Source organism: Acinetobacter sp. AR2-3 (assembly GCF_001878775.1).
Lineage (GTDB): Bacteria > Pseudomonadota > Gammaproteobacteria > Pseudomonadales > Moraxellaceae > Acinetobacter > Acinetobacter lwoffii_D.
In genome coordinates, this window is the sequence record NZ_MJIQ01000023.1 from 1 (window position 1) to 25,569 (window position 25,569).

The following is a 25,569-nucleotide window of genomic DNA, read 5'->3' on the forward strand; positions in this document are numbered from 1 at the left end:
GATCGTCGGCAGCGTCAGATGTGTATAAGAGACAGCCATTACACCAATCCTCTACTTCCACCCAATATCCAGTTACCCAAATATCGATTGGTGGGGACGGAGAGACTCGAACTCTCACACCTCGCGGCGCTGGAACCTAAATCCAGTGCGTCTACCAATTTCGCCACGTCCCCAATGGCTGTGTATATTATAGAGATCATTTCCAGCTGACAAGCCGTTTATCATAAAAAAATATTCATTTGATTAAATAAGAAACAATCCACGTTTTATTGTATTTTTCTCATTCAATTTCAGTCATTAAGTAGGCTTTAGCAGCTTTAAAATCAGCCAAACGATGCTGCTTCTGCTTACTTAACATTTCTTCTAATAAGCCTTGAAAAGCCTGTAAGTGCTGCGGTAACTCAACTTTCAGACGCTGACAATGCAAAAAGGCCCAATCCAGATAATCTGTCGCCTGTAAACGCTGACCACTCAACCACTCATAAAAAATAACACCCAAAGCATAAACTTCACTTTGTAGGCTCTTGGCTTGGCCTTGGAACAGTTCCGGCGCCATATAACGCGGTGTCGCATTCAGTTCATGCAGGTCATTCTGATGGAGTATTTGGACATGCTCAAAATCAAGCAGGCAGACCCTGCCCTGATTATTTACAAAATGTTCCTGCTTTAAATCGGCATGCAAATAACCCAATTCTTGCAGGCAGATTAAAGGCTCCACAGCTTGCAGCAAATGTTGCCGAATTTGCGTGATGGATTGCTGATGCGGCATGATCTGAAAATGCGCCGGCGCATCGACCAGAATTAAGGCCTGCTCAAATTGTTCATGATTGATCTTGAAAGGCTGTTGAATAATTTGATGTGGAAGGAAAAAATTTAGATCACCTGAGCTGGCATGAGCCTGATAAAAATCCAGCTCATGTTGCCAGCCTAGTTCAGCATGTGGAGATGATATTAAACTATCAGATCTATGCGATATCTGGGTTTTTAGCCAGAGCGCATTTCCCTTGGCATAATAAAGACGCCGACCAAAACCCAGACTACGGGCTTTGGTTCGTAGTTCAAAATCAGAAATATCGAGATGATCTAAATTAAGTCGTGGCAATGTATTCAGGTATTGGATTAAGTGTATGCTGATAATTTAGCAGCTCCAGACAATGCTGAATAGTTTTCCCGACCCGTTCCTGAGTCTCAATGAGGGAGATTTTTGGCCAAGTAGCCCGCTCCCCTTCACGCTGTAAAATTTTAAACAGATACGGCCGCGGATTTTGCAACATATAGCTATAGTGGCGTAGGCTATATTTACCGACAATATTCACATCACCATAATAACGCTGGTCAACTACACCATAGCCATGATCCAGTAGACGGCGTACAGGAGGCAAGCTACCGGCATGTTCCCGGGCGAAATCCATCATTCCTTTGGTAATCACCGCGCCCTGACGGCGAACAATTCGTTGTGGCCAGCTCAAAGTACCTTTACGGAAACGTGAAATATCATCCTGCATGAATGGCACGATATGCGGGTTGGTCTGACTGGCAATGGTATAATTGATATTATACAGGCGTGCCATTTTCTCCTGCGGAAAATCACTGCGCACGCTGCCATCCACCCAGCGGGTTGAACCCATATAAGGCGTATATTGATCATCATAGCGCTTACTGGTCAAACGAACCGGTGGAAACAGAACCGGCACCGCACAAGACGCCAGTACCGCACTCCAGACCAGCAAATCCGGAGAAGTATAGGCATTTAAAATGCGTGCATCCTGTCCAGCATCATAAGGTGCAACCGCAATATTGATATGCAGACCTGAGGTTTTGAGTGCTTCTTCGAAGGTCAGATCACCCAGATTTTCGACCAGAAATTTTTTTAGATATTTTACATCCGCCAGACCACCATTACCTTTCATCAATTCACTCATGGTGCGGAAATGAAAAGCCTCATGAAAGAAATTATGGCCTTTCAAAATATCAATATATTGCGAAGGTTTGGATACACCTAACATGGCGGTCATGATGGCACCCGCACTTGAACCGGACATTACCTTCGGCAACAAGTCCTGCTCCATTAAGGCTTTGCATACACCAGTATGAAACAGACCCAGCGTCGAACCACCGGAAAACATCAGGGCTGGCTGGCCATAGGCGCGCTGACAATGCTGAAAATATTCGATTTTTTCTTCCATACTGAGACAGTTACAGTCTATTGAAGCAATATAGGCTAAGCCTTGGCTGACTTCTTCGACATAATCTTCAATAATTCTTTTAGTGCCCACATAGGCTTCGGTAAACAGTAGAGGATGGGCAATGTTGGCAATATCGTAGCTCAGGCCTTCGCGCAAAATATACATCAGGTCACGGGTACGCTTTTGTTGTCGATAGCGTCGTAATTTACCCAGACGATGTGCAATCACTTCTGCATCAAAGTAGGGTGAACTGTTATCAAATTTCCATTCCTGTGCACCTGATTCTTCATCTATTTTCAGGGCGATGTATTTCCATTCCTCATAGGACTCAGCCTGTTGCAGCTGCTGCTTGAGCTTTTTAATACGATAGGCCTGATGTGGATTAATATCCTGAGTAAAATCTTTAAACAGCATCTGCCTTCTTCCCTATATTTATTCTTGATACAGCTCGTACCCAGAGCCAGAAAATGTGTACAAATTTTCTATCCTCTACAATAACGAAAATTCTCTACTTTAAGCAAATTATCATACTTTTCTGGCTTTGACTGTGAATTTTGCAATGGTACTATCCTAGACATAATTTTAAATCTGTAATGTTAAATCATGGCGAAAATTGAGTTACCTGACCATATTTTAAATGCCCTTTCGACTGTTCTGCAGCAACTTCAGCAAAGCCTGCCCGAACTAAAACAAATTCCTGATTTTTCTGCTCATGCCTATAAATGGCAACATGGTGAACTCAAACCCATTCATCAACTTAGAAAGATGGAGCTGGCCGATTTAAAAGGGATTGAGCGGCAAAAAGAAAAAGTTATCCAGAACACGTTGCAGTTTTTAAATGGCTTACCTGCCAATGATGTATTGCTGACGGGTTCTCGTGGTACAGGCAAATCTTCTATTGTGCGTGCCCTACTCACCGAGTATGCAGATCAAGGGTTACGATTAATTGAAATCGAACGAGATGACTTATCTGATCTGCCTCAGATTCAGCAACTCATTGCAGAGCGCCCAGAGAAGTTTATTGTCTATTGCGATGATCTGGCTTTTAATGCCGAAGATGAAAATTATCGCAGTTTAAAGAGTGTTCTGGATGGTTCTTTACAGTCCGGTTCCAGCAATTTTGTGATTTATGCGACCAGTAACCGTCGTCATTTATTACCCGAATTCATGCATGAAAATACGCCCGTTACCCGAGTTGATGTGCCGCAATATACTGAATTACATCCTCAGGAAGCGATTGAAGAAAAAATTTCACTGTCTGACCGCTTTGGTTTATGGCTGTCTTTCTATCCAATGGATCAGAACCTGTATTTGGAAATTGTCGAACATTACCTCAAAAAGGCAGGCATGGAACTCACGCCAGAAACCCGTGCTGAAGCCCTACGCTGGTGTCAGGCACGCGGTCAACGTTCAGGACGTGCTGCCTATCAGTTTTCCAAGCACTGGATTGGTTCAACCCAACTAAATGCCTCTTAACAACTTAAAAGCGACCGGCTCAGGTCGCTTTTTTCATATAAATCATTTATATAATGATGATACTCAAAAGAAAATTAAAATTATGGATGTCGGCGCAGTTCTCATTCAACTTAAGCCCTTACACATGCAGCAAGTTCATGACTGGCAGCGTACTTTGAAAGCACGTCAAGACGAAGTAATTGAAACGCTTAAGGCTGAACAGGTTCATGTCGAGTCCTGGTTTTATCTGCAACTTCATGGTCAGGACTATTTGATTGCATATATGCGCGCCGACAATATTCAAAAAGCGCAAAATATTGCAAAACTCAGTACTTTCCCAATTGACCAAGTGCATAAACAGTTTAAAACTTCATGGCAAGCGGTTTATCCCGCCGAATTGTTATTGGATGCTACAGTTACCTGATTTATTAGCACGGCTATTCAAAATAGTTTTGTAATAAAGACTTCTCCCCAATCAATAATAAAAAAAGCCCTGGAAATACAGGGCTTTTTTGACATCTCGAATTATTGTTTATCACCGATAATGGTAGACCATAGCAGGTCATCAATTTCACTGCCATTGAAATAAACAGTAGCCTTCAATGATTCAGGCTGGTTCTGTTTGACTTCAATCACCTGATCATCGCTGTCCTTAATTCTAAGCACGCCCTCTTTTGGCAAATGCTTATAGTTATTTAATACGGTTTCATCCATTTTAAATGGTGTCGTGGTATTAAAATCAAAACTGTAACGATAATCTGCCAGATCAGGCTGACCGATAATCGTACCACGACTGGTTAAGGTACGAATCCCATTACTGCCACTGCCATAATCATCAACCAAGCTGTAATTATAATTACGCACCTGCAGATATTCTTTGCTCTTTGTATCAAATGCGATTCCAGAAGTACCTGCCTGACCGGTCTCGGCGATACGCTGGAATTCCAACTGATCGATTTGATAAGATTCGGATTGCCCCATGTTATTTTTGGTTTTACGATGCACAATTGTGCCAGAAATCAGGTAGTCGTCCTTGAGATTAAAATCTACATTTGAACCATAACGGACATTGCTAAAGCTTAAAGTCGTCGTGTCACCATTCACCGTCTGAGTAATGTTTGAGCCTTTACGGTAAGTTTTATCCAGAATAATACAGTTATCTTTATCTGTTTTTAATTTCAGGGTTTTGACCGAACCAGTGGTATTGACTTCCGAACAGATCAGATTTGGATATTTAATACTATTGATGCCCAAATTATAAATTTTGATAATACGTGCAGTACGCCCATAAGGATAATCTGCGAATACTTCTCCAATCATGTGACCTAGAGCAACATTATAGTCGGTATCATTACTGGTATTTCCGGAAATTTTATCGCGAATTTTCTTTACAATATCCTGATCTTCAAACGGGACAAACTCCTCTGAAAGCTCAGGGGAAATACTTTCCTTAGGAACATTTGGAGGTGTAGTGACAGTAGGGCTGTCTGAGCTACTTCCCTCACCACCGCCACAGGCACTCATTAAACCCGAAACAAGAGCAAGTCCAAAGATAGAAATCTGCTTTTTCATAAAATTTATTCCCTAAAATTTCTTTGCATTTTTATTTGGTGATCACTAAAGATTGGCCTTCTCGAAACTGAACAGCTCAAATGCTATTTCTGCCGGTGATATTTTTTCTTGGCAGCCAGCTTTATCCTTCGATATCGCTTTATCTTTAAACAAAGAAATTTTTGGTTCTGTAATTTTAATGTATATTTCAAACAACAATTATCATAAGAAATGAAGTGCTTATGTGAATCTTGTTCCTTACCAGTGTCACTTTTCAATACAATTAAAGCGCATTTAATTAAATCAATTTACTTTGCAACAAAGCTTATAAAATTTGTAATGGTTAAGTTAAAGACGGATTGAATTTTCTTTTTATGGAGAATCATGCTCAACTTTCATACATGGCTATGAAAGAAAATATTAAAAGATAGGATGACTTTAGAGCATAGAAAATGATCATTTTTATGATATGAAATACTGAATCATTTAAAGAAGATTTAAAGCGTCAATTATTTTAGATTGGTCATGGATTCACTGGATTTTTTCCGACGTTTATATTCAAACATGTTCTGATCCGCTTGTGCGAGCGCTGCAAATAAACCCTGACCAGGATGACGCATTGCCATACCAATCGCTGCGCCAATGTTTGCTGCTGCAAAGGCATTAATTAAACGATCCACTAAACTTTCAGTACCCGTTTCATCATTTTCCACGCTAAGAATCACAAACTCATCGCCACCCAAACGGGCAACAATATCATTAATTCGTACGTTATCTCGCAATACTTGAGCCGCATTTTGAATCAGCTTGTCACCCTCATCATGCCCCAAACTATCATTCACCTTTTTTAGGTCATTCAGGTCAATAAATAATACAGCGGCGGGATGACCATATTGCTTACAACGCTCTTCTTCTGCTCGCAGCAGTTTTTCCCAGGCACGGCGATTATAGAGCCCGGTCAATTCATCTTTACTGGCTTCTTCCTGCAATAATTCATGCTGTCTTATCTGCTCACTCTGACGTAATTCTGCCTGCAAGATCGAACTGAGCAATTGTCCCAACAACTCGACCAGTTGCATATCTTGCACAATAGCTTCCGATTTGGTTTCTGGATCAATCGCACAGAGCGTTCCAAACAAACTACCATCTTCTTTAAGGAGTGGCTGACCAATATAAGATTTTATACAGACCTGCTGATTAATCGGCGCTGTGGCATATAAAGGAATTTCTTCAGAGCGGGGGGCAATTCTCGGGGCCTTACCTGCGACCATATGAGAACAAAAAGAATCAGCCCACTGAAACACTTGACCGGGTCGTATATCATAACCATGATCTTCACTTTGCAGCACAATCCAGTCTTGGCCTTCTACCCGGGTGATCATCCATAAATTAAAGCCAAAATGCTGATGCAAAAACTTTAACACCGCCTCTCCAGCATCCTGAAAACTTTTGAAATTTATATTTTCCATCCGAGATTGCCTCTGCTACAAACCTGTAAAAATATGCATGATATAAACTTAAGCTATTAAACTATTTTTCCGGTTTCAATAGAATATACAAGCTCTAAATACAGCTATAAAACTATATATTTACAACATACCGTTGCTATAAGTTTTCATTTAAAAATTCACAATAAAAAAGAGGCCTTAGCCTCTTTTTTTCAAGCCTGAAATCTATGCCTCTGTCGGATTAGTCAATTCCGTCATTGGCCAGCGTGGTGTGGTGGTCACCGCCAAGCCATCATGCTGCCCTGCTTTTAAACGCTGATAGCCCGCAAAAGCAATCATTGCACCATTGTCTGTACAGAGTGCAGGTTCAGCATAATAAACATATGCACGGATCTTGGCTAAATCTGCTTCTAAACGCTCACGCAAACGCTTATTGGCACTGACACCGCCCGCAATCACCAGACGTTTAAGCCCCGTTTGCTTCAATGCTTTCACCGACTTTTTCACCAGAGTATCGACAATGGCTTCCTGAAAACTGGCCGCAATATCGGCATCGCGGTTTTCATCACCGAGTTTTTTCATTTGTACAGAAACTGCGGTTTTTAGACCACTGAATGAAAATTCTAAACCTTGATGCAGCATTGGTCGCGGGAATGCAAATGCATTTGGATCGCCCTGCTCTGCCAGTTTGGAAATATTCGGGCCACCCGGATACGGCAGACCCATCATCTTCGCGACTTTATCAAATGCTTCGCCTGCCGCATCATCAATGGATTCACCCAAGAGTTCATACTGGCCAATGCCATAAGCAGCCATGAGCTGAGAATGTCCACCCGATACCAACAATGCGACAAATGGAAACTCAGGCGGAGTTTCTGACAATAAAGGTGCCAGCATATGACCTTCCATATGATGCACACCAATTGCGGGTTTATTCAGCGCAAAGGCCAAAGTACGACCAAACAATGCACCGGTCATGAGTGCGCCCATCAGACCCGGGCCACGGGTATATGCGACTGCATCAATTTCTGATTTTTTCACGCCGCTCTGTTCAAGCAGCTCATTGATGAGTGGAATCAGTTTACGCACATGATCACGTGACGCCAGCTCTGGAACTACACCGCCATATTCTGCATGCAGTTTAATCTGGCTATAAAGCACCTGTCCGCGCAAACCCAACTCGCTGTCATACAGCGCAAGTCCTGTTTCATCACACGACGTTTCCAAGCCTAAAACGATCATTAAACTGCCTATAACCTGTATCAATTCTATTGCAGCAACTATTATAGACTTGTGGTATGAGATGTAAATGAGTAAAATACTGACCTTCACTTGTGATTGAGGGCAATTCAGCCCGAGATCTTACCCTAACTGATATGAGGATTCTTCATGCCACAAGTTAAATTGAAAGAAGGCGAACCAGTAGACGTAGCTATCCGTCGTTTCAAACGTTCATGCGAAAAAGCGGGTGTTCTTGCTGACGTACGTAAGCGTGAATTCTACGAGAAACCAACTCAAGAACGTAAGCGCAAAAAAGCTGCTGCTGTTAAACGCTACCAAAAGAAATTGGCGCGTGAATCAGTACGTACAACTCGCCTTTACTAAGATTAATTTGTGATTGATTGCCTGGAATAAATAATGACGACTTTAAAAGACCAAATCACGGATGTTTTGAAAGCAACAATGCGTGCCAAAGAAATGTCCAAGCTGACGGTCATTCGTAGTCTACAGGCAGCAATTAAGCAAATCGAAGTCGATGAGCGCAAAGAACTTGACGACGCTCAGGTTCTTGCGGTCATTGAAAAACAAATTAAACAACGTAAAGAATCGGTTAAAGCCTTTGCAGGCGCTGGCCGAGATGATTTAGCTAGTAAGGAACAAGCCGAAATTGAGATTTTGTCTCAGTTTCTACCAGAAGCTATGACTGAGGAAGAACTTGATTCCATGATTGCGCAAGCTATTGCAGCGCAACAAGCTACTAGCATGAAAGATATGGGTAAGGTGATGAATTCTCTGCGTCCGCTCATAGCCGGGCGCGCCGATCCTGCACAAGTTTCCGCCAAAATCAAAGCGCAACTTGCTTAATCCATACTCTCTAGCATTTTCTCTTTAACGTTGAACTGCCTTTAATCAAAGACAGTTCCTGACGTATTCTCATTGCAAATTACAATCGACCTGATAACGCTTAAGTAATTGCATCTCTTTCGACGATTTCACTTCTACAATTACATCCCGTTTACTCATATTTTGAAACTGACGATCCAGATAAGGACGATTCTGGTCAGCGGCCTGATATAAACGATCAACATAACGTCCTACAATTCCACAAAATTTTGCATTCTGCTCAGGACTAAATCCCTGTTGCTGCGGATTTAAACCACTTAAAAACTGACGCGATTCCTTTTTATAATCCGCATTAATTCGTTCTATTGCTTCTACATATTCAACTGCACTCGCAGCAAAAACCCCATAACTCCACCCCAGTAGACACACGCCCAATAGTATTTTTTTCATATTATGCTTCAGTTTGATTCACGCTGATCTTTCAAAAAGATTGTAGCCTGATTGAATATATTCTTGCTATATCATCCTGATACAAAAACTTAAAACCCAGTTCAGCTTTAAATCTTATATTGATGTGCCTGCTGCATCTGCTTCAGACGCTGGCGAATGGTGGACGATAAAGATTGATTATTCTTTACGCTACGCTGTGCATGTAATAATGATTTGATGGCAGTTTCTTCATATCCTGACCAATATTCTACTTCTGCACGATAGCGCAGCACATTAGCAGCCTTAATCGGCGAATCTGGCTCTGCATTGGCAGCCAGTTGCATTAGTCGCCAGCCACTGACATCCCGTGAATTGGCATTTAGAAATCGCTGCACTAAAACTTTTGCTTTATCGGGTTGCTTGGCGCGAATCAGCACTTCTGCATATTTATAATTGAGCGCTCGATTTTCCGGCATGATCCGCGCTGCTGACGCTACACTTTCCAAAGCTGCATCAAGCTGGTTCTGAGCTAAATAAATATCAGTCTGGAATAAAACCTGTAAAGGATGCATCTGGTTATGCTTTTTTGCTCGATCTAAAGTGGCCTGCGCGGCCTGGAAATCACTTTGCTGTATTCGATAGGCAGTTAAGGCAAGCTGGCCTGCAAAATTATTTTGCCGGTCCATCAGGATAAGCTGCTCTGCATTGGTCTGACCAGACAATACCCTGCTATACCACTTGATAATGTCAAAGTCTTGGTCATTGAGACTGCGTTTCACCGCAGGAAGCTGGTTGGCACGTAAACGTGCTTCACTCATACGCTCGGTGGTGAGTGGATGAGTGAACCAGAAATCCGGCAGAAAGCTTAAGCGGCTGGTCGAGCGATGCATGACCTCAAAGAAATCTGCCATACTATGCGGGTTATAACCGGAACGATACATATATTGCATACCAATCCGGTCTGCCTCACGCTCCTGATTACGGCTATAGGTAAGCTGTTTATCCAGAAGTGCTGCCTGTGAACCCATCATGACCGCTGTGCCGACATCGCCATCTGCCTGAGAAGCGACCAAAGCACCGACGAGAATTCCGGCTAGCGCCAGTAAACCTTGCCCTTTAAATGCATCCTGAGAGCGACTGTAATGACGTTGTGTGACATGTGCAATTTCATGCGCCATCACTCCTGCCACTTCATCCATGTTTCGGGCTGAATTAATCAGACCAGCATTAAGTGCAAAGAGGCCACCCGGTACGGCGAAAGCATTAATTTGGGGATCATTAATGACCAGCAAACCGATCGGCTGTTGCAATTGAGTCTGACTCAGGATATGAGAAAATACTGAAAGCAACTGATCTTCAAGCCATGGATTTTGCAGGACCGGCATTTGTTTATGCACTTCACGATAGACTTTTTCACCGATCATTTTTTCTTTTTGTTGATCGAGTAAGCCGACGCCTGTACCAATATCAGGCACAGAAAATTGTACATTTACTTGATTAAAATCATGGTTAGAGCCGTGCCCTGCTACCATATACAGACTTAAGCCACACGCCAGCGCCAATCGTTTCAATGAAAAATCTCTAATCCTGCCGATCTAATTTATCTTGAATATAGCATTGAACAATGAGCAGAGACGCAAGAAAATGTTATTTTTTAATACCATTTAAACGACGAATCAGATGCATTTTAAAATTCCGGATTGACCACATAACGGGGCACTCGTCCTTCCAAGGCATCAACAAGATTCTGATAAGCCAGTTCTGCCATTTTTTTACGGGTGGCTGCAGTGGCCGAACCCACATGTGGCAATGTAACCACATTATCCAACTGGAATAATTCCGATTCCTTTAACGGCTCTTTCTGATACACATCCAGACCGGCAGCAAAAACCTGCTTGGCTTTTAAAGCTGAAATTAATGCCTGTTCATCAATGACCGAACCACGTGAAATATTGACCAATACCGCATGAGGTTGCATTTTCGCCAATTCTGCTGCTGCAATCAGCGCCTTGGAATCCGCATTCAAATCTACTGCAACAACCACAAAGTCAGAACGCTGTAACAGTTCATCAAGCTGGCAATATTGCGCATTCACCCCTTGAGCGAGTTCTGGTTTTTCCCGGCGATTATGATACAGAATATTCATATTAAAACCGTAAAAACCACGACGTGCGATTGCCGCCCCAATATGACCGAGACCAATAATTCCGAGGGTTTTTCCAAAAATATCCATACCAAATTGTGCTTCGCCCACGGTACGCTGCCATTGTCCCTGCTTGGTCCATTGATCCAGGTAAGCCACTTTGCGTGCTGCTGACATCAGTAAAGTGAAAGCCAGGTCAGCAGTGGTTTCAGTCAGTACATGCGGCGTATGACTGAGATAAATTTTCTTTTCATTTAAATAATCCAGTTCATAGTTGTCATAACCGACACTGACACTGGAGATAATTTTTAACCGGGTGGCACTGGCCAGATTATCGCGATTCAACAAGCGCCCTGCGCCAATCATGCCATCAGCATCCTGAACCTGCTGCAAAAGCTGTTGATTCACATCGCCTAGCTTCGATTGTATATAACTAACCTGATAATTTTGTTCCAGCTTGTTTTGAATATCAGTATCAATTTGACTAAATACAACCACTTTTTGTTTCATCTATTTTTATTCCACAGCAAGATTATTCCAGACTGGCAGTCCTATTTTGCATAAACTGCCATAAACGTTTTTTTAGAATCGGCTGATCCAGCATTTCTTGTAAAGATGCCAACTGGATCATTTTCGTATTTGATATATGCGCTACAGGCCCGAGGAAAATAATATTTTTCTCTGCACTCATTCCATCCAGAAAACCCTGAATATAGGATTCTACACCACGTCCATCCTGAACATTGGCCCAGGGAAATGGCCAGTTCAGCTCATGAAACTCACCTGGGACTGCACGCTGGATATTGCCCCATAAATTCTGGGTGTCTTCGGTCATTGCAGTTGCATCAATCACGATACTGCAATGTGCCAGACTTAAAGCCTGCAAACTGAATGGCGGGATTTGTACGATTTCACGCTCTTCCTGAACAGTTGCAATGTGAGTCGGTGCCGCAGGTGGTGTATCAACCTTAAGCGTAACAATTGGCTCTGGCTCAGGAATCGGTAGATCAGCCAACGCCTCTACGGAAGCAGGCTGTGGTAAGACGATATCGGTGTGAAATTCAGGTGCAGCCTGATCACGCCAGATCGAAACCTGGTGCGGCTGACATGCGCTGTCCCTAGGAATCCAGAGATCGATTCCTAATGTTGCCAGTATGTCACGCTGATGCCCAATCATCTTTTCATCATCACCAATTTCAGGCTGAACATTTTAGCCGGATTGCCTGTGCTTTGCCGAACTTTTTCAGCTTTTCTTTTTTATCCTGATGGATTCTAGTACAAAGTTTAGCTGTCTGCTAAAAACCGTGCTTTTAATACACCATCAAACCATTTCTGCTGTTATAACAGATTCCGGCTAAAGCTGCGCGTTGTCATTTATTTTCTACAGAATGGTTAAACTGTTCTTCTTTAACATTTGCTGAACGACCTGTTCTGCCTCAAAACCCAAGCGCCAATACAACAGCTCCATCACGTCCAACTCATCCTGTGTCACGATACGATCACTCCACAAACAGGCTTCTGCAATACCTAAAATACTGAGACGATCACGTAATAACAGCCCCGCAATATCATTCAGAATTTCTGCAAGATCAATCGGCTCATCAGAAATTTCATTGTATAAGTCCAGTTCCTGAGCGGTCAGAATCCGGTTTAAAATCCGCTCCCGCACCTCAAGCTGGTTGCCGCTATTAATCTGCTGTACATGCAGCAAGGCGTCAATCAAACGCACAATCTGTGGCTTGACTTCTTCGAGTGCTGTAGGAGTATGTGCAGGAAGCAGATTTAACTCATATTTCACACATTCCAGTAATAACGCATCCAGCAGGCCAATTTCGCCATCTTCCTGAATAATCCGTGCCAGCTTCATCAAAAACTGCCGTGCGACAGTTGTCGGCATGCCGCCGATATTCTTGCAGGCTTGCTGGAAAATCGAAATATGCACACGCCCATCGAGATTGAGCAATGAATCTACAATTGCACGACTAACTTCAGCCTCAGTCGGAATAAATTCACGATATTGACGAATCATTAAAATGGCGACCATCACTTCACGAGAGCCGGTTGCCGTTTGTAATGCACGCTCAATCAGTTCCGGACGTGGCATCTTGAGCCGAAGTTCCGGATTCAGCGGCTTGATCGCATCTTTAATCGCAAAACTGATCGGAGACAGCCGTAATAATGGCAAAGGCTGTGGCGAACTCCAGCTCATTGCAGTTTCAGGCACCACTTCTTCCAAAGAACGGAACAAACTAAACAAAGGCTGATTTTTGAGTTTTTTCAGATTCTCAAGCTGTAAGTCCTGAATCAAGGCAGGATTTAATTCATAAATCCGCTGATTGATATTGGGATGAATATTCAGCCAGTTTTGCGGGCTCAAAGAATTGGCAAAGCACATATGTGAAATGGATTCAGCATATTCACTATAAATCTGGGATCCGGAATGATGCACATGGATTCTGAGTAAAGTCTGGATATTGGCATCATTTTGAATCAGGCGACGAGTTTTCTGATCATTTTTATAGGTTCGACCACCCAACGAAATATATTTAATAAAACGGGAAATCAAAACGCCCAAACTACCAATCAGCCAGATCACCGCACCAACTGCCACATAGAAGGTTTCGAACTTGTTTTCACGCGGACTACCCGCTCGATAAAAACCAGACTTGGCAATCTTACTGCCACACTGACTAAACGTAGTTAAACTGCTATACAGAATTTTCAAACGGGTATTTTCCGCAGCCTCACCAGAGAGGATTTTATTGAATTCATGGCTGAGTAAGCCATACAGCTCGACTTTATCGAGTGTTTGTATCGCACCCCAAGTCAGAATAATCGCGGTATCCCGCGGACTAAATCCCGCCGTCAGTGCATTAACACCAACTTCATCGGGCAGCACATACACCGCCGGAACTTCAATCAGAAAAGTCTCTGCCAGTTGCTGGTTAATGTGCAGTGCAGCACTTTCTTCTGGAATACTGTCCATCGGACTCAACCGACGCGCACCCAACTGCTTCGCCAGTGAATAACCACCATTCCGAAAAATATAAAACTCGTAGATGACCGAGATCATCATGGCACATAACAACAAAGCAATCAGGTAAGGACTCAGCGCATGCCAGAAGATTGACTGGCTAGGATCAGTATAAAAAACAAAGAGACCAACAACGGTATTAATAATAAAAATAGTCAACAGAATTGCAATCAGGCAAAAACTTACAGGCAGTACTATATTTTTGTTTTTTATAAAATCGTATCCTACGTTTCGCAATGCAGAATCCTAAAATGATGATTTTCAATGGGCTCATCATAAAACAAAAAAGCGGGAAATTCCCGCTTTTTCATGATGATTTTAACTACTTAGACTTCGCGTACGCCAGTCAAATCCACTGAAGCTGCATCAATATTGACATCAATATAATTGCTTTCTTTCATGGCACTGTCACTACGTTTTTGCTGAAGATCATCCAGATATTGCGCATCAATACCGCCCGAAACATAGATGCCATCAAAGACTGAACAATCAAAGTCTTTGACATCCGGTACTTTGGTGGTTCTTACCGCATCTTTCAAATCTTCCAGATCCTGGAAAATCAGACGGTCAGCACCAATAATTTCACGGATTTCTTCTACGCTACGTCCCGATGCAATCAGCTCAGATTTCGCCGGCATATCAATACCGTAAACGTTTGGATATTTCACCATCGGTGCTGCAGACGCAAAGAATACTTTTTTCGCGCCAGAATCACGAGCCATCTGGATAATTTCATTACAGGTCGTACCACGGACAATCGAGTCATCCACCAACAGTACGTTTTTACCTTTAAACTCAAGCTCAACCGGGTTGAGTTTCTGACGTACCGATTTTTTACGCAGCTGCTGTCCCGGCATAATAAAGGTACGGCCGATATAGCGGTTTTTCATGAAACCTTCACGGAATTTCACACCCAGCATATTGGCAAGTTCTAGCGCTGAAGTACGTGAAGTATCCGGAATCGGAATCACCACATCAATATCATGCTCTTCACCCCACTCACGCAGAATTTTTTGCGCCAGTTTCTCACCCATTTTTAAACGTGCTTTATACACCGAGATTCCATCAATAATGGCATCTGGACGGGCAAAATAAACGTATTCAAAAATACAAGGACGATATTCGGCATTTACGGCACATTGCTTGGTAAAGAAATTACCTTCTAAATCAATAAATACCGCTTCACCTGGCAGAATATCACGCTCAACTTTAAAGCCCAGCGCAGTAATCGCAACAGATTCAGAAGCAATAATATATTCCATACCCTGTTCAGTTTCACGTGAACCGTAGATCAATGGACGAATACCATTTGGATCACGGAAGCCCACCAGACCCTGACCGGTAATCATCGCCACCACGCCATAAGCACCTTTGCAACGCTCATGCACACGTGTTACCGCATGGAAAATATCTTCCGACGTTGGCACCAGTTTGCCATGTTTTTGCAGTTCATGCGCAAACACGTTTAACAGGACTTCTGAATCAGAATCAGTGTTCATATGACGCAAGTCAGTTTTGAACAGGTCATCATGAATTTCTTCAGCATTGGTCAGGTTACCATTATGTGCCAAGGTAATCCCGTACGGCGAGTTCACATAAAACGGCTGTGCTTCAGCACTGCTCGATGAACCGGCTGTTGGATAACGCACATGACCAATACCGTAATTTCCTTTCAAAGCACGCATATGACGGGTATGGAATACATCACGCACCATACCATTGTCTTTGCGCAGGAATAAACGTCCTTCATCACATGTCACGATCCCAGCTGCATCTTGTCCACGATGTTGTAACATCGTTAATGCATCAAACAACATTTGGTTAACGGGTGATTTACCAGCTATACCAACTACTCCACACATAGCAACCTCGCAGACAAGCTAGGATTAATAAAAAGGATTATTTGTAGACTCATCTGCAACTCCAGACTTGGACGATGTTTCAGATGATGAAGCTGAAGGTTTCGATGCCCCTTCAGGCTTGATATGTTGTAGTGCGCCATTCGCGGCTTCTTTCGACATTTGAGTCGCCCAAGGCGCATAAGGCAATAAGGCTTGAATAAACTTGGACTGTTTCCAGTGCGGCGAGCTTTCTACCCACGGACCAATCCCCTGCATGGTAATCAGAACAATCAGCAAACCTTTCAGGCTACCAAAGACACCACCAGCCAGACGGTTGAGAGGACCCAGTTTAAGACTCTTTAAAATACGGTTCAACAGTGCAGTAACGATCCAGGTCAGAACTACAATCAGCAGGACGATAAAGGCGAAGGCCGCAATCTTTTGTACAACTGGATCTGTACTCAGAGCAACCATAGACGGCGCAAGTAGCGTTGAATATTTTGCCGCAACAATCAGGGCAAAGATCCATCCCACTAAGTTCGCAAAGGCTTTAATAAATCCTTGACGCAAACCGTTGAGCCCTCCAATGAGCAAGATAATCAGTAGAAAGATATCAATGACATTCATAGGATTTAAAGTGCGTCTACACAATCTTTTACAAGTTTAGGTCCAGTATAGATGAGGCCACTATAAACCTGTACAAGGCTGGCGCCTGCCTGTTTCTTGGCAACAGCATCTGCACCTGAAAGAATACCACCCACACCAATCAATGGAATTTGTCCTTTTAATACCGCAGCAAATGCAGCCAGACATGCGGTACTTTTCTCAAATACTGGCGCGCCAGACAAACCGCCCGCTTCCTCTGCATGCTCCAGACCCTCTACCCCTTCACGTGACAGTGTGGTATTGGTCACGATCAGACCATCGATCTTGAATTGCAATAACTGTTTGGCAATAAAGGCAATATCGCTGTTATCCAGATCAGGCGCCACTTTCAGTACCAAAGGTACATAATGCTGGTATTCCTGAGCCAATTCAAGCTGACGCTTCTTCAATGTTTCCAGCAGTTCGGTGAGTGCATCACCACTTTGCAGGCTGCGCAGGTTTTTGGTATTGGGAGAAGAAATATTGACGGTAATATAAGAAGCATAATTATAGACTTTTTCTAAACAGATGAGGTAATCATCTACTGCTTTTTCTACCGGAGTATCAGCGTTTTTACCGATATTAATACCGAGAATGCCTTTAAATTTGGCAGCTTTGACATTTTCAACCAGCTGATCCACGCCATCATTATTAAAGCCCATACGGTTAATAATGGCTTTGGCCTGTGGTAAACGGAATAAACGCGGATGAGGATTGCCGGCTTGCGGTCGCGGGGTAATGGTACCAATTTCAATAAAACCAAAACCTTGACCGGCAAGGGCGTCAATATAGGCACCATTTTTGTCCAAACCTGCCGCAAGACCTACCGGATTGGGAAATTCGATTCCCATACAGGTCACAGGTTTCGCAGCAACGTTTTGACGCATCAAGCCCATTTTATGGGATGATTTCAATAGTGATAATGTCAGCTCATGTGCACGCTCTGGTGCTAAAGAAAACAACAAAGGGCGGGCTAGAGAATACAACATATCCAGAAAAGTCTACTGCTTTTTAAGTCGGCATATTATAGGCATAGGCTGACTTAAAAACCATGCTTTGCAAATCTTTATTTTTACCGTTTATTGTATGGTCGCCGTTAATTTAATCTGTCCCGCCTCATTATTTAGTTCCATTTTCTCGATACTTAGCCCCATTTGTGCCAGCTGAGTCAGGAAATTTGCCAGTACTGCATAATTTTCATGCATGACCGCCAATTGAATTTTTCCTTCCATTTGCTGGGAAGCCACCGACAATCCTTGCTGCTGTGCGACTCGCTGTACTTTCTCCGCTGCATCCAGTTGGGTGTCCCCAGCCGGTTTCATGGTTACTGCATTACTTTGCATCCAAACAATGGTATCTTTCAGCTGATTTAAGCGTTTTTGCTGGGTATCTGCCGCCTGATGCATATACCAGAGTGCAGAACCGACTGCCGCCACAATCACAAAAACAGTGGTAAAAATCACCATTACCCGTTCACGTACCGACAAGCTGTCCAGATAATCACTCAGTTTTTCAAAAGACTGATCCATACGATTTTGTAGCGCTTCAATGCCTTTCATTATTGAATCCTCACCAGTCCGATCGCAGCTGTTCCGCTGGCCTGAATATTCCCCAGCTCCACCTTAAAGCCTTGCTGGCTTAATTGTGTGGTCAGTGCATTTAACGTTTCTGATGAATTGGCTTTAAGCTCCATACTTAACACAGAAGCATCATAATTCACCCGTTGTGCCACAATCTGATTTTGCATCAAGACTGGCCCCACCCGACTAATCAGCTGCAATGCATGCGTATCTGCAATCTGGCTTTGACGCAACTGCCCTTCAAACTGACTTTTGATATTCTGCTCAGTGACCGGATAATTTTGTCCAAACCAGTATTTAAACTGGTCGATGGCTTGCGCGGCGGTCTGATTCGCCACTTTCTTATATTTATACCAGCGCACAGCATCATAACTAAACTGCAATACTAAAATACCCAGAAAAACCGCCGCGCAGGCTTTCCAGTAGCCGGAAATAGCGCCATTGGATTTTGCTTTAGGCAAGACATTAAACGGATGCTGTTTCGGTTTTTTCAGTACAGGAATTCCATACTGGAAAGACTCCAGTTGCTCCTGAGTGACCAGTGCTTCAAGACTACGCAACTGCTCCTGATTCAGATTGCTCACCTTATAGCTGAGATCCTTGGGCTGATAATCCAGATAAAGGCTTAGATCATCCAGCGACTGGCCGATATATTCCGACTCGCGCACCAGCAAACGTCCACCGATTTGCGCAATCACACGCTGATTGGCATCAGGAACCGGCAGCACCAAAAAGTCCGGTAACAAAGCTGCCAGCTTGACTGGGATCAGGCTTAAAGCATGTTGCAAGGTCTCAAGCGTAGAATTCGCAATCCCCATAATGCTGATCTGATCCGGCTGCTGAAAATGATGTAGCACTTTCATAGCATCTACCGGCAGCACCACGTATTCTTCGAGCAAATATTTAATGCCATCATTGCCCATTTTCTTATATTGGCTCTTGGGCAAGGTCTGCTGCAAAATTTGCACATGACGGCTCGGGAAAAATACTACCGCCTCTTCGCCATGATGAGCCTGTATATCCTGAATCAGCTGCTCAAGTGTGTCCGCAGTGTTCCAGAATTCCCCAGTTGACCATTGCCAAACCCCATTGGCTTCTGGCATCCATAAATACAACATCAATTGTGTTCTGCCATTTTAATTAATTTTTTATAGTGTAGGAATAAAACTTTTAATCTGTGTGGATAAGCCCGGGGCAATCACCGCCTGATCATAAATACGTGCTTCTGCCAATGCATAGGGATGAAAAGATTCAGCCAGCAGAATGGAAGACATATGGGCCACCACATTCATATGACACACCACTACAATCGACTCATAAGGCAGTTGCGATAACCATTCCACTGCGACTTTGGCATCATCATCCGGTTTGATCGTATTACAGATCACCACCGGCACATCTTTAAAATACTGCTGCAAATGTGCCAGAGTTTCCTGCGCTCGCAACAACGGACTGACCACAAACACTTCAGGCTTAATCAGATCCTTTAAGAACTGCGCAGTTTGTTCAGCCTGTTGATGACCACGCTCCGTTAAAGGTCGCTTGGTGTCATTACCATTGATCGGTGGCGCGGCCTCGCCATGTCGAACTAAAGTCAGTTGCATTTGATTTCCTTATATTCTTTTGCCTGCATGATAAGCAGCGAATATGACAATTCGCAGACAGTCCCTGTGTTATAGATCAGACTTGATGATGTGGCAAGACAAATTCAACATCACTTCGATGACCGTTTTTCATCAATGACAAGGCAATATTGAGTGGTGGCGCACCTTCAAAAATCACATCATACAAGGCCGAGGTAATCGGCATATATACATCGAGCTCTTCCGAACGTGCCTTGACCTGCACAATGGTATTAATCCCTTCTGCCGTTTGCCCCAATTCAGTCGTTGCCTGCTCCAAGGTTTTACCTTTGCCAAGTGCATAACCCACCTGATAATTACGGCTGAGCGGACTGCTACAGGTTGCGAACAAATCACCCACACCTGAAAGCCCAAGAAAGGTCAGCGGATTGGCACCGAGTTTTACTGCAAAACGGCTCATTTCAGCCAAGGCACGAGTCAGGATCATACTCTTGGTATTTTCACCCACGTTATACGCAGCGGCCATACCCATCGCGACAGCATAAATATTTTTTAATGCGCCCCCAAGTTCTACCCCATGCACATCATCACTGGCGAATACGCGGAACAAGGCACTATGTAAGGCTTGTTGTACGGCATAACGCACCAGCTCGGACTGGCTGGCAATCACGGTTCCTGCTGGCTGTCCTGCCACAATTTCTTTGGCCAGATTCGGTCCTGATAACACACCATAAGGCACTTCAGGCAACACTTCACGAATAATATCGCTCATGAAACTAAAGGTTTTGGCTTCAATACCCTTGGTCAGCGAGATCACGGCTTGCGACGTAATAAAAGGTTTGATTTGCTGCAAGACATCCCGAAAGGAATGACTCGGAATAGCGACTAAAATAATATCGCGATCACGCACAGCCTGTTCCAGATCTGACACCGCTAGCAGATTTTCTTCTAACTTAAAATCTGGCAAATAGCGTTTATTGATATGCGTGACATTAATATCTGCCGCAACTGCTTCATCACGAATCCAGATCATGGTATTGCAACCATTACGCACTGCAGTATTGGCCATTGCAGTACCGAAGCTGCCCCCACCCAATACCGTGACTCTTAAAGCTGTCTTATGATCAACTGCAACCGGTTCTACCAGTTTTGAGAAATTTAATTCTGACATCTTATTTTTTAATATCCTGTTATACCCTGCAAACTAGCTGTTCTGGTTCCAATAACTGACAAAATCACCGGTTTGAATCTCTGCGCGTGCTGGAATTGCTTTTGCTGCAGTGCCAATATAAATAATACCTGAGACCAGATCATCTTTTGAAATTCCCAATGCCTGCTTAAACAGGCCAGACTCGACTACAGCACCGCTACGCCACATGGTCGAGAAACCCTGAACCTGAAGTGACAACAGAAAATTCTGAATGGCTGCGCCTGAACTAAGGATTTGTTCAAAATGCGGAACTTTAGGATGATCCTGCAAACGCGTTAAGGCAAGCACCAATAAAGGCGCACGAAATGGATGATTCTTGACCCGCTCAATCTGCGCTGTTTCAGTTTCACCCAAATCGACGAGCGCCTGCGACAGCAACCCTCCAAAAGCTTCACGCTGATTATCTGGAACCACCACAAATGTGGTCGGCTTGAGCCGATGATGATCGGGTGCAGTTAATGCCGCTTGAAAGGCTCTTTCCAGTTGTTCTGCATTGGGTGCGGGTGCCAGCAGATGACCAATCGATTGCCGTTGGTGAATATTTTGATGAACGATGTCAATCGCAGATTCCGTCATTGCCTTGTATATCTACACTTAAAAAACCATACTCAAGATTAACATATTCAAAGAAAAATACGCTAGAAACTTCATAGCGATTCAGCACGCTCATCACAATTTGAAGATAAAGTTGCTTGGTTTTTCAATCCTGTGCTGCTCTATTTTTCACCTAACTCACATAGAGCTATACCAAAAATTGCCAAACCTATACAACAGCTACAAAATCTGCGCTGCTTGCTGTGTTGAAATATTCAGCATCGTATTTACTTGAGATTTCATGATGAAAAAAACAATCGCTTTCAGCGGATTAGCTATTTCCGCATTACTGCTTACTGCCTGTGCCTCAAACCCGACTGCATTGGCAGTGCAAAAGGAAAATAACCAGTATGAAGTGACCGGATTAGGTAAAAATCAACTGACTTCGAAAAACAACGCGATTACTGCGGCCAATAAAGCCTGTGGCTCTCGATCAACCCCAATTATTGTAGATGAAAAGACAGCTTATAACGGCGCTTTAAAAGGCGTGGTCGATGAACAAACAGGTCAGATGATTCAGGCAGCAGCTACTGTCCTTGGCAATATCGCAGGTACCAATACTGGTTTAAACCAGAATGACGACTATCAGACGGTGCTTACATTCCGCTGTCAGGCCAAATAAGCCAAACCATAGCGCAATAAAAAACCGCTCTTCAAGAGCGGTTTTTCTATGATCTGGATTAACAATAACCTTCCAGGCGGGTCAAAGGCAATTTTTGCCCAATGGCTTTTTCAATTTCCGGAAGATAGAACGCATCATCTTCGGACAAGAAACTGATACTTACACCTTGCGCACCGGCACGGCCTGTACGACCAATACGATGTACATAATCATCTGACTGTTCTGGCAAGGTAAAGTTCACCACATGGGATACGTTATCTACATGAATACCACGTCCTGCCACATCCGTCGCAATCATAATATTATGCTGACCATTTTTAAATTGATCTAACATTTTCGTGCGTTTATCTTGCGCGATTTCACCAGACAACATCACCACCTTATAACCATCCCGTTTTAAATGATCATAAAGTTTGCGTACCTGATCCCGACGGTTAGCAAAAATCATGACTTTCTCAATCGGCTCATCACGCAGAATTTCTTGCAACAATTTATATTTATCTGATTTTGCCACCATATAAACCCGTTGCTCGACATCAGCATTGGTTTTCTTTTCTGGCTCAATTTCAACCGTAACCGGTTCAAACAGCCATTGCTGCGCAAGATTCAACACATCATAGCTAAATGTTGCAGAGAACATTAAAGTCTGACGCTGCTCTTTACGCGGCGAGAAACGTACAATCCGTTTAACCGATGGAATGAAACCCATATCCAGTAGACGGTCTGCTTCATCAATGACTAAAAATTCAATCTGATCTAGCCAGACTTCTTTTTGTTCTACAAAATCAATCAGACGACCTGGTGTAGCCACCATAATATCGACAGGCGCTTTATTAAGCTGGTTCTTTTGCTTGTCAAAATCCACACCACCCAGCAAGGTCACCACATGCAAACCCGCATATTTCGCCAGGTGCTGTGCATCGCTTTCAATTTGCAATGCCAGTTCACGGGTCGGTGCCAGAATCAGCGCGCGCGGCTCACCACGATAACGTTGTTCCTGAATCGGATTATTTAACAGATCGTTCATGATACTAATTAAAAAGGCCGCAGTTTTACCTGTACCAGTCTGTGCACGGCCAATTGCATCATGTCCTGCCAGCGTGAATTTCAAAACCTTCTGCTGGATAGGCGTCATGGTGGTAAAGCCTAAAGCATCAATCGCTTTTTTTAGATTGGGATGTAAATTTAAGGTTTCAAAACCAGATGACATAAAGCGGTGCTCTAATTGGGTAATCACTAAGATAGGGATAGTATAAACAAAAAACGCCCCAAGTTATATTGGAGCGTTTTCTTTTTAGCTTAATCCGAAGATTAGTCTAATGGTTGAACTTCTTCAGCTTGAAAGCCTTTTTGGCCTTTAACAACACTGAATTCAACACGTTGGCCGTCACGAAGTGAACGGTGACCGTCACCTTGGATAGCACGGAAATGAACGAATACGTCATCGCCGCCATTACGTTGAATAAAGCCGAAGCCTTTAGTATCGTTAAACCACTTAACTACGCCTTGTTCGCGAGCAGCTGTCATAAGTTAATCCTCATTGAAACTAAAAGAAGGACCACCCGGTGTTGCAAACAGCAGAGCAAACAAGTTTGAAAATATTATTTTTAAGCTTGTAATCATTCTGTAAAACTATCAACAAAATCCCGGTTACATCCATTTATGTAATAGGGTGAAAAACAATCACTTTGTTTATTCAAAGTCCCAAATACGCAACGAGCTTAACATGGGTTTATCACAATTAATAGATTTTTTTTAGCATGTTCTGTTTGATTTAGTTATTTTTTTCATGAAAATTGTCAAAAGACTTTATAAAGTCATTTAGATCTTCTTTTTCTGAAACCAGTTTGGTTCTGGCATCATATTTGCTACTATTTATAGCCTTTTCTGCTATCTAAATAAAACCGCAATGTCCGAATATCCAGCGCAATTCAGCCTTATAGACGCTATGGGAAAACCGTGCCCGATGCCGCTATTAATGTTAAAGCGCGCACTAAAGGCCGGAAATCAGAAAACATTCCTGCTGACATCATCTGATCCGCATAGCCAGACAGATGTCAGCCGCTATTGTCAGCTGCATCAGCTCAAGCTTGAATTTAAAAAAATTTCTGATACAGAGTTTCACTACTTAATTGAATCTTAAAAATTTTCAATTAAACTGTTGATCTTCACTTTCGTATACTTTTTTACATTTCTCTACCCAAATATCCATTATTTGCGGAGAGATTGGATTAAGATAAAACCTAGTTTAGGGTTATCCCGCACTTCAAGGAGAACACATGAGTGACAGCCGCAATCAGTTAATGCCCCTGTCATTATCGGCGCCAGGTGTCAACCTCGGTGCTTATATCAGCACTGTCAATCAGATTCCGATTTTAACGGCCGAACAAGAAAAAGAGTTGGCTGAACGCTATTATTATGACCAAGATTTAGATGCAGCGAAAATGCTGGTCATGTCGCATTTGCGTTTTGTAGTACATATTGCGCGTAGTTATGCAGGTTATGGTTTGCCACAAGGCGACCTGATTCAGGAAGGCAACCTGGGCCTGATGAAAGCTGTAAAACGTTTTGACCCGAATATGGGCGTACGTCTGGTGTCATTTGCCGTGCACTGGATCAAGGCGGAAATTCACGAATATGTGATCCGTAACTGGCGTATTGTGAAAATCGCCACCACTAAAGCGCAACGTAAACTGTTCTTTAATCTGCGCAGCCTGAAGAAATCATCGAAAAAGTTGACGCTCGCAGAAGCACAGTCTATTGCCAATGATTTAAATGTCACACCAGAACAAGTACTGGAAATGGAAGGCCGTCTGACGGCGTATGATGCGGCTTTTGATGCATCAAGCGATGACGATGATGAAGGTTCCACCCATGTGGCACCCGCTTTATATCTTGAAGATAACCGTTATGACCCGGCCCGTCTGATTGAAAATGAAGACTATGAGGAGCAAAGCACCTCTGCCCTGCACGAAGCCATGGATCAGCTAGATGATCGTTCACGGAATATTCTGCAACGCCGTTGGTTAGACGACGAGAAATCGACCCTGCACGAGCTTGCAGCCGAATATAATGTTTCTGCGGAACGTATTCGTCAGCTGGAAAAAAATGCCATGGAAAAAATTAAAGTAGCAATGTCATCCAATTAACACCAAATTCTGTTATTGATTTATTTTTAAAAAGT

At 43.2% G+C, this 25,569-nt stretch carries 27 protein-coding genes and 1 tRNA gene; 7 read left to right on the forward strand and 21 right to left on the reverse strand.

What is annotated here, in order from left to right; translation table 11 throughout:
* Positions 1–88: 88 nt before the first annotated feature.
* From BFN00_RS02210 to BFN00_RS02220, 3 genes are all read right to left on the reverse strand, one after another.
* Positions 89–173 (reverse strand) — tRNA-Leu (locus BFN00_RS02210).
* Between the two features lie 107 nt (positions 174–280).
* Entirely contained in the window at positions 281–1,102 is an 822-nt protein-coding gene (locus tag BFN00_RS02215; protein WP_071850334.1) for a protein kinase domain-containing protein, read from the reverse strand.
* Entirely contained in the window at positions 1,089–2,600 is a 1,512-nt protein-coding gene (locus BFN00_RS02220) for a DUF3336 domain-containing protein (RefSeq protein WP_071850335.1), read from the reverse strand. Before BFN00_RS02220 ends, BFN00_RS02215 begins: the two co-directional genes overlap by 14 nt.
* 189 nt (positions 2,601–2,789) lie before the next feature.
* Between BFN00_RS02220 and BFN00_RS02225 the strand changes: the two genes are divergently transcribed.
* Positions 2,790–3,662, forward strand: coding sequence for an ATP-binding protein (locus tag BFN00_RS02225; RefSeq protein ID WP_071850336.1), 873 nt, complete (start codon positions 2,790–2,792; stop codon positions 3,660–3,662).
* Positions 3,652–4,065: a DUF6176 family protein gene (locus BFN00_RS02230; protein ID WP_004646620.1), complete on the forward strand. Its 414-nt coding sequence runs from the start codon at positions 3,652–3,654 to the stop codon at positions 4,063–4,065. Before BFN00_RS02225 ends, BFN00_RS02230 begins: the two co-directional genes overlap by 11 nt.
* Before the next feature lie 101 nt (positions 4,066–4,166).
* Here the strand turns inward: BFN00_RS02230 and BFN00_RS02235 are convergent, their stop codons facing one another.
* The 3 genes from BFN00_RS02235 to tsaD all read right to left on the reverse strand — a co-directional run bounded on the left by BFN00_RS02235 (position 4,167) and on the right by tsaD (position 7,882).
* Positions 4,167–5,213, reverse strand: coding sequence for a hypothetical protein (locus BFN00_RS02235; RefSeq protein WP_071850337.1), 1,047 nt, complete (start codon positions 5,211–5,213; stop codon positions 4,167–4,169).
* A 488-nt stretch (positions 5,214–5,701) separates the two neighbouring features.
* A complete protein-coding gene (locus BFN00_RS02240; protein WP_071850338.1) occupies positions 5,702–6,661 on the reverse strand; it encodes a sensor domain-containing diguanylate cyclase in 960 nt (319 codons plus the stop codon).
* A 204-nt stretch (positions 6,662–6,865) separates the two neighbouring features.
* A complete protein-coding gene (gene tsaD / locus BFN00_RS02245; protein WP_082180540.1) occupies positions 6,866–7,882 on the reverse strand; it encodes a tRNA (adenosine(37)-N6)-threonylcarbamoyltransferase complex transferase subunit TsaD in 1,017 nt (338 codons plus the stop codon).
* A gap of 147 nt (positions 7,883–8,029) precedes the next feature.
* Between tsaD and rpsU the strand changes: the two genes are divergently transcribed.
* Both rpsU and BFN00_RS02255 read left to right on the forward strand, forming a co-directional pair.
* On the forward strand, positions 8,030–8,245 hold the full coding sequence (gene rpsU, locus BFN00_RS02250) for a 30S ribosomal protein S21 (RefSeq protein WP_001136722.1): 216 nt from the start codon (positions 8,030–8,032) through the stop codon (positions 8,243–8,245).
* A gap of 33 nt (positions 8,246–8,278) precedes the next feature.
* Positions 8,279–8,725, forward strand: coding sequence for a GatB/YqeY domain-containing protein (locus BFN00_RS02255; protein ID WP_004280076.1), 447 nt, complete (start codon positions 8,279–8,281; stop codon positions 8,723–8,725).
* Positions 8,726–8,794: 69 nt separating this feature from the next.
* On the opposite strand, the gene BFN00_RS02260 is transcribed toward BFN00_RS02255, so the two are convergent.
* From BFN00_RS02260 to BFN00_RS02320, 13 genes are all read right to left on the reverse strand, one after another.
* Complete coding sequence (locus BFN00_RS02260) at positions 8,795–9,154, reverse strand: hypothetical protein (RefSeq protein WP_005107293.1); 360 nt, start codon at positions 9,152–9,154, stop codon at positions 8,795–8,797.
* Positions 9,155–9,261: 107 nt separating this feature from the next.
* Positions 9,262–10,704 (reverse strand): M48 family metalloprotease, encoded by a 1,443-nt coding sequence (locus tag BFN00_RS02265; protein ID WP_213032099.1) that lies wholly within the window; start codon positions 10,702–10,704, stop codon positions 9,262–9,264.
* Between the two features lie 116 nt (positions 10,705–10,820).
* The gene (locus BFN00_RS02270) at positions 10,821–11,786 is read right to left on the reverse strand and encodes a 2-hydroxyacid dehydrogenase (protein WP_071850339.1); all 966 of its coding nucleotides are present in this window, start codon (positions 11,784–11,786) and stop codon (positions 10,821–10,823) included.
* Between the two features lie 22 nt (positions 11,787–11,808).
* Positions 11,809–12,453, reverse strand: a complete 645-nt coding sequence (locus BFN00_RS02275; protein WP_071850340.1) for a hypothetical protein — start codon at positions 12,451–12,453, stop codon at positions 11,809–11,811.
* 204 nt (positions 12,454–12,657) lie between these two features.
* Positions 12,658–14,547 (reverse strand): M48 family metalloprotease, encoded by a 1,890-nt coding sequence (locus BFN00_RS02280; protein ID WP_004646611.1) that lies wholly within the window; start codon positions 14,545–14,547, stop codon positions 12,658–12,660.
* Between the two features lie 89 nt (positions 14,548–14,636).
* The gene (gene purF, locus BFN00_RS02285; RefSeq protein WP_004646610.1) at positions 14,637–16,172 is read right to left on the reverse strand and encodes an amidophosphoribosyltransferase; all 1,536 of its coding nucleotides are present in this window, start codon (positions 16,170–16,172) and stop codon (positions 14,637–14,639) included.
* Between the two features lie 24 nt (positions 16,173–16,196).
* Entirely contained in the window at positions 16,197–16,778 is a 582-nt protein-coding gene (locus BFN00_RS02290; protein ID WP_004646609.1) for a CvpA family protein, read from the reverse strand.
* Between the two features lie 5 nt (positions 16,779–16,783).
* A complete protein-coding gene (locus tag BFN00_RS02295; protein ID WP_004646608.1) occupies positions 16,784–17,785 on the reverse strand; it encodes a quinone-dependent dihydroorotate dehydrogenase in 1,002 nt (333 codons plus the stop codon).
* A 90-nt stretch (positions 17,786–17,875) separates the two neighbouring features.
* Positions 17,876–18,355: a type II secretion system protein M gene (locus BFN00_RS02300; RefSeq protein ID WP_004280088.1), complete on the reverse strand. Its 480-nt coding sequence runs from the start codon at positions 18,353–18,355 to the stop codon at positions 17,876–17,878.
* Positions 18,355–19,494, reverse strand: coding sequence for a type II secretion system protein GspL (gene gspL / locus BFN00_RS02305; RefSeq protein WP_071850341.1), 1,140 nt, complete (start codon positions 19,492–19,494; stop codon positions 18,355–18,357). Before gspL ends, BFN00_RS02300 begins: the two co-directional genes overlap by 1 nt.
* Before the next feature lie 30 nt (positions 19,495–19,524).
* Positions 19,525–19,980: a phosphoglycerate mutase family protein gene (locus BFN00_RS02310; protein ID WP_005107300.1), complete on the reverse strand. Its 456-nt coding sequence runs from the start codon at positions 19,978–19,980 to the stop codon at positions 19,525–19,527.
* Between the two features lie 76 nt (positions 19,981–20,056).
* Positions 20,057–21,130: an NAD(P)H-dependent glycerol-3-phosphate dehydrogenase gene (locus tag BFN00_RS02315; RefSeq protein ID WP_071850342.1), complete on the reverse strand. Its 1,074-nt coding sequence runs from the start codon at positions 21,128–21,130 to the stop codon at positions 20,057–20,059.
* Positions 21,131–21,163: 33 nt separating this feature from the next.
* Positions 21,164–21,745, reverse strand: coding sequence for a nitroreductase family protein (locus tag BFN00_RS02320; protein WP_044112675.1), 582 nt, complete (start codon positions 21,743–21,745; stop codon positions 21,164–21,166).
* A gap of 259 nt (positions 21,746–22,004) precedes the next feature.
* Between BFN00_RS02320 and BFN00_RS02325 the strand changes: the two genes are divergently transcribed.
* Positions 22,005–22,385 (forward strand): hypothetical protein, encoded by a 381-nt coding sequence (locus BFN00_RS02325; protein ID WP_004646604.1) that lies wholly within the window; start codon positions 22,005–22,007, stop codon positions 22,383–22,385.
* A 58-nt stretch (positions 22,386–22,443) separates the two neighbouring features.
* Here BFN00_RS02325 and rhlB read toward each other — a convergent pair whose 3' ends face one another.
* Positions 22,444–23,595: an ATP-dependent RNA helicase RhlB gene (rhlB, locus tag BFN00_RS02330; protein WP_004646602.1), complete on the reverse strand. Its 1,152-nt coding sequence runs from the start codon at positions 23,593–23,595 to the stop codon at positions 22,444–22,446.
* A 101-nt stretch (positions 23,596–23,696) separates the two neighbouring features.
* Positions 23,697–23,912 carry a cold-shock protein gene (locus tag BFN00_RS02335; RefSeq protein ID WP_004280099.1) on the reverse strand — a complete coding sequence of 72 codons (216 nt, stop codon included), beginning with the start codon at positions 23,910–23,912 and terminating at the stop codon, positions 23,697–23,699.
* A gap of 382 nt (positions 23,913–24,294) precedes the next feature.
* On the opposite strand from BFN00_RS02335, the gene BFN00_RS02340 reads away from it, so the two are divergent.
* A complete protein-coding gene (locus BFN00_RS02340; RefSeq protein WP_071850343.1) occupies positions 24,295–24,528 on the forward strand; it encodes a sulfurtransferase TusA family protein in 234 nt (77 codons plus the stop codon).
* Between the two features lie 136 nt (positions 24,529–24,664).
* Entirely contained in the window at positions 24,665–25,534 is an 870-nt protein-coding gene (gene rpoH, locus BFN00_RS02345) for an RNA polymerase sigma factor RpoH (protein WP_004280101.1), read from the forward strand.
* The last annotated feature ends 35 nt before the right edge of the window (positions 25,535–25,569 follow it).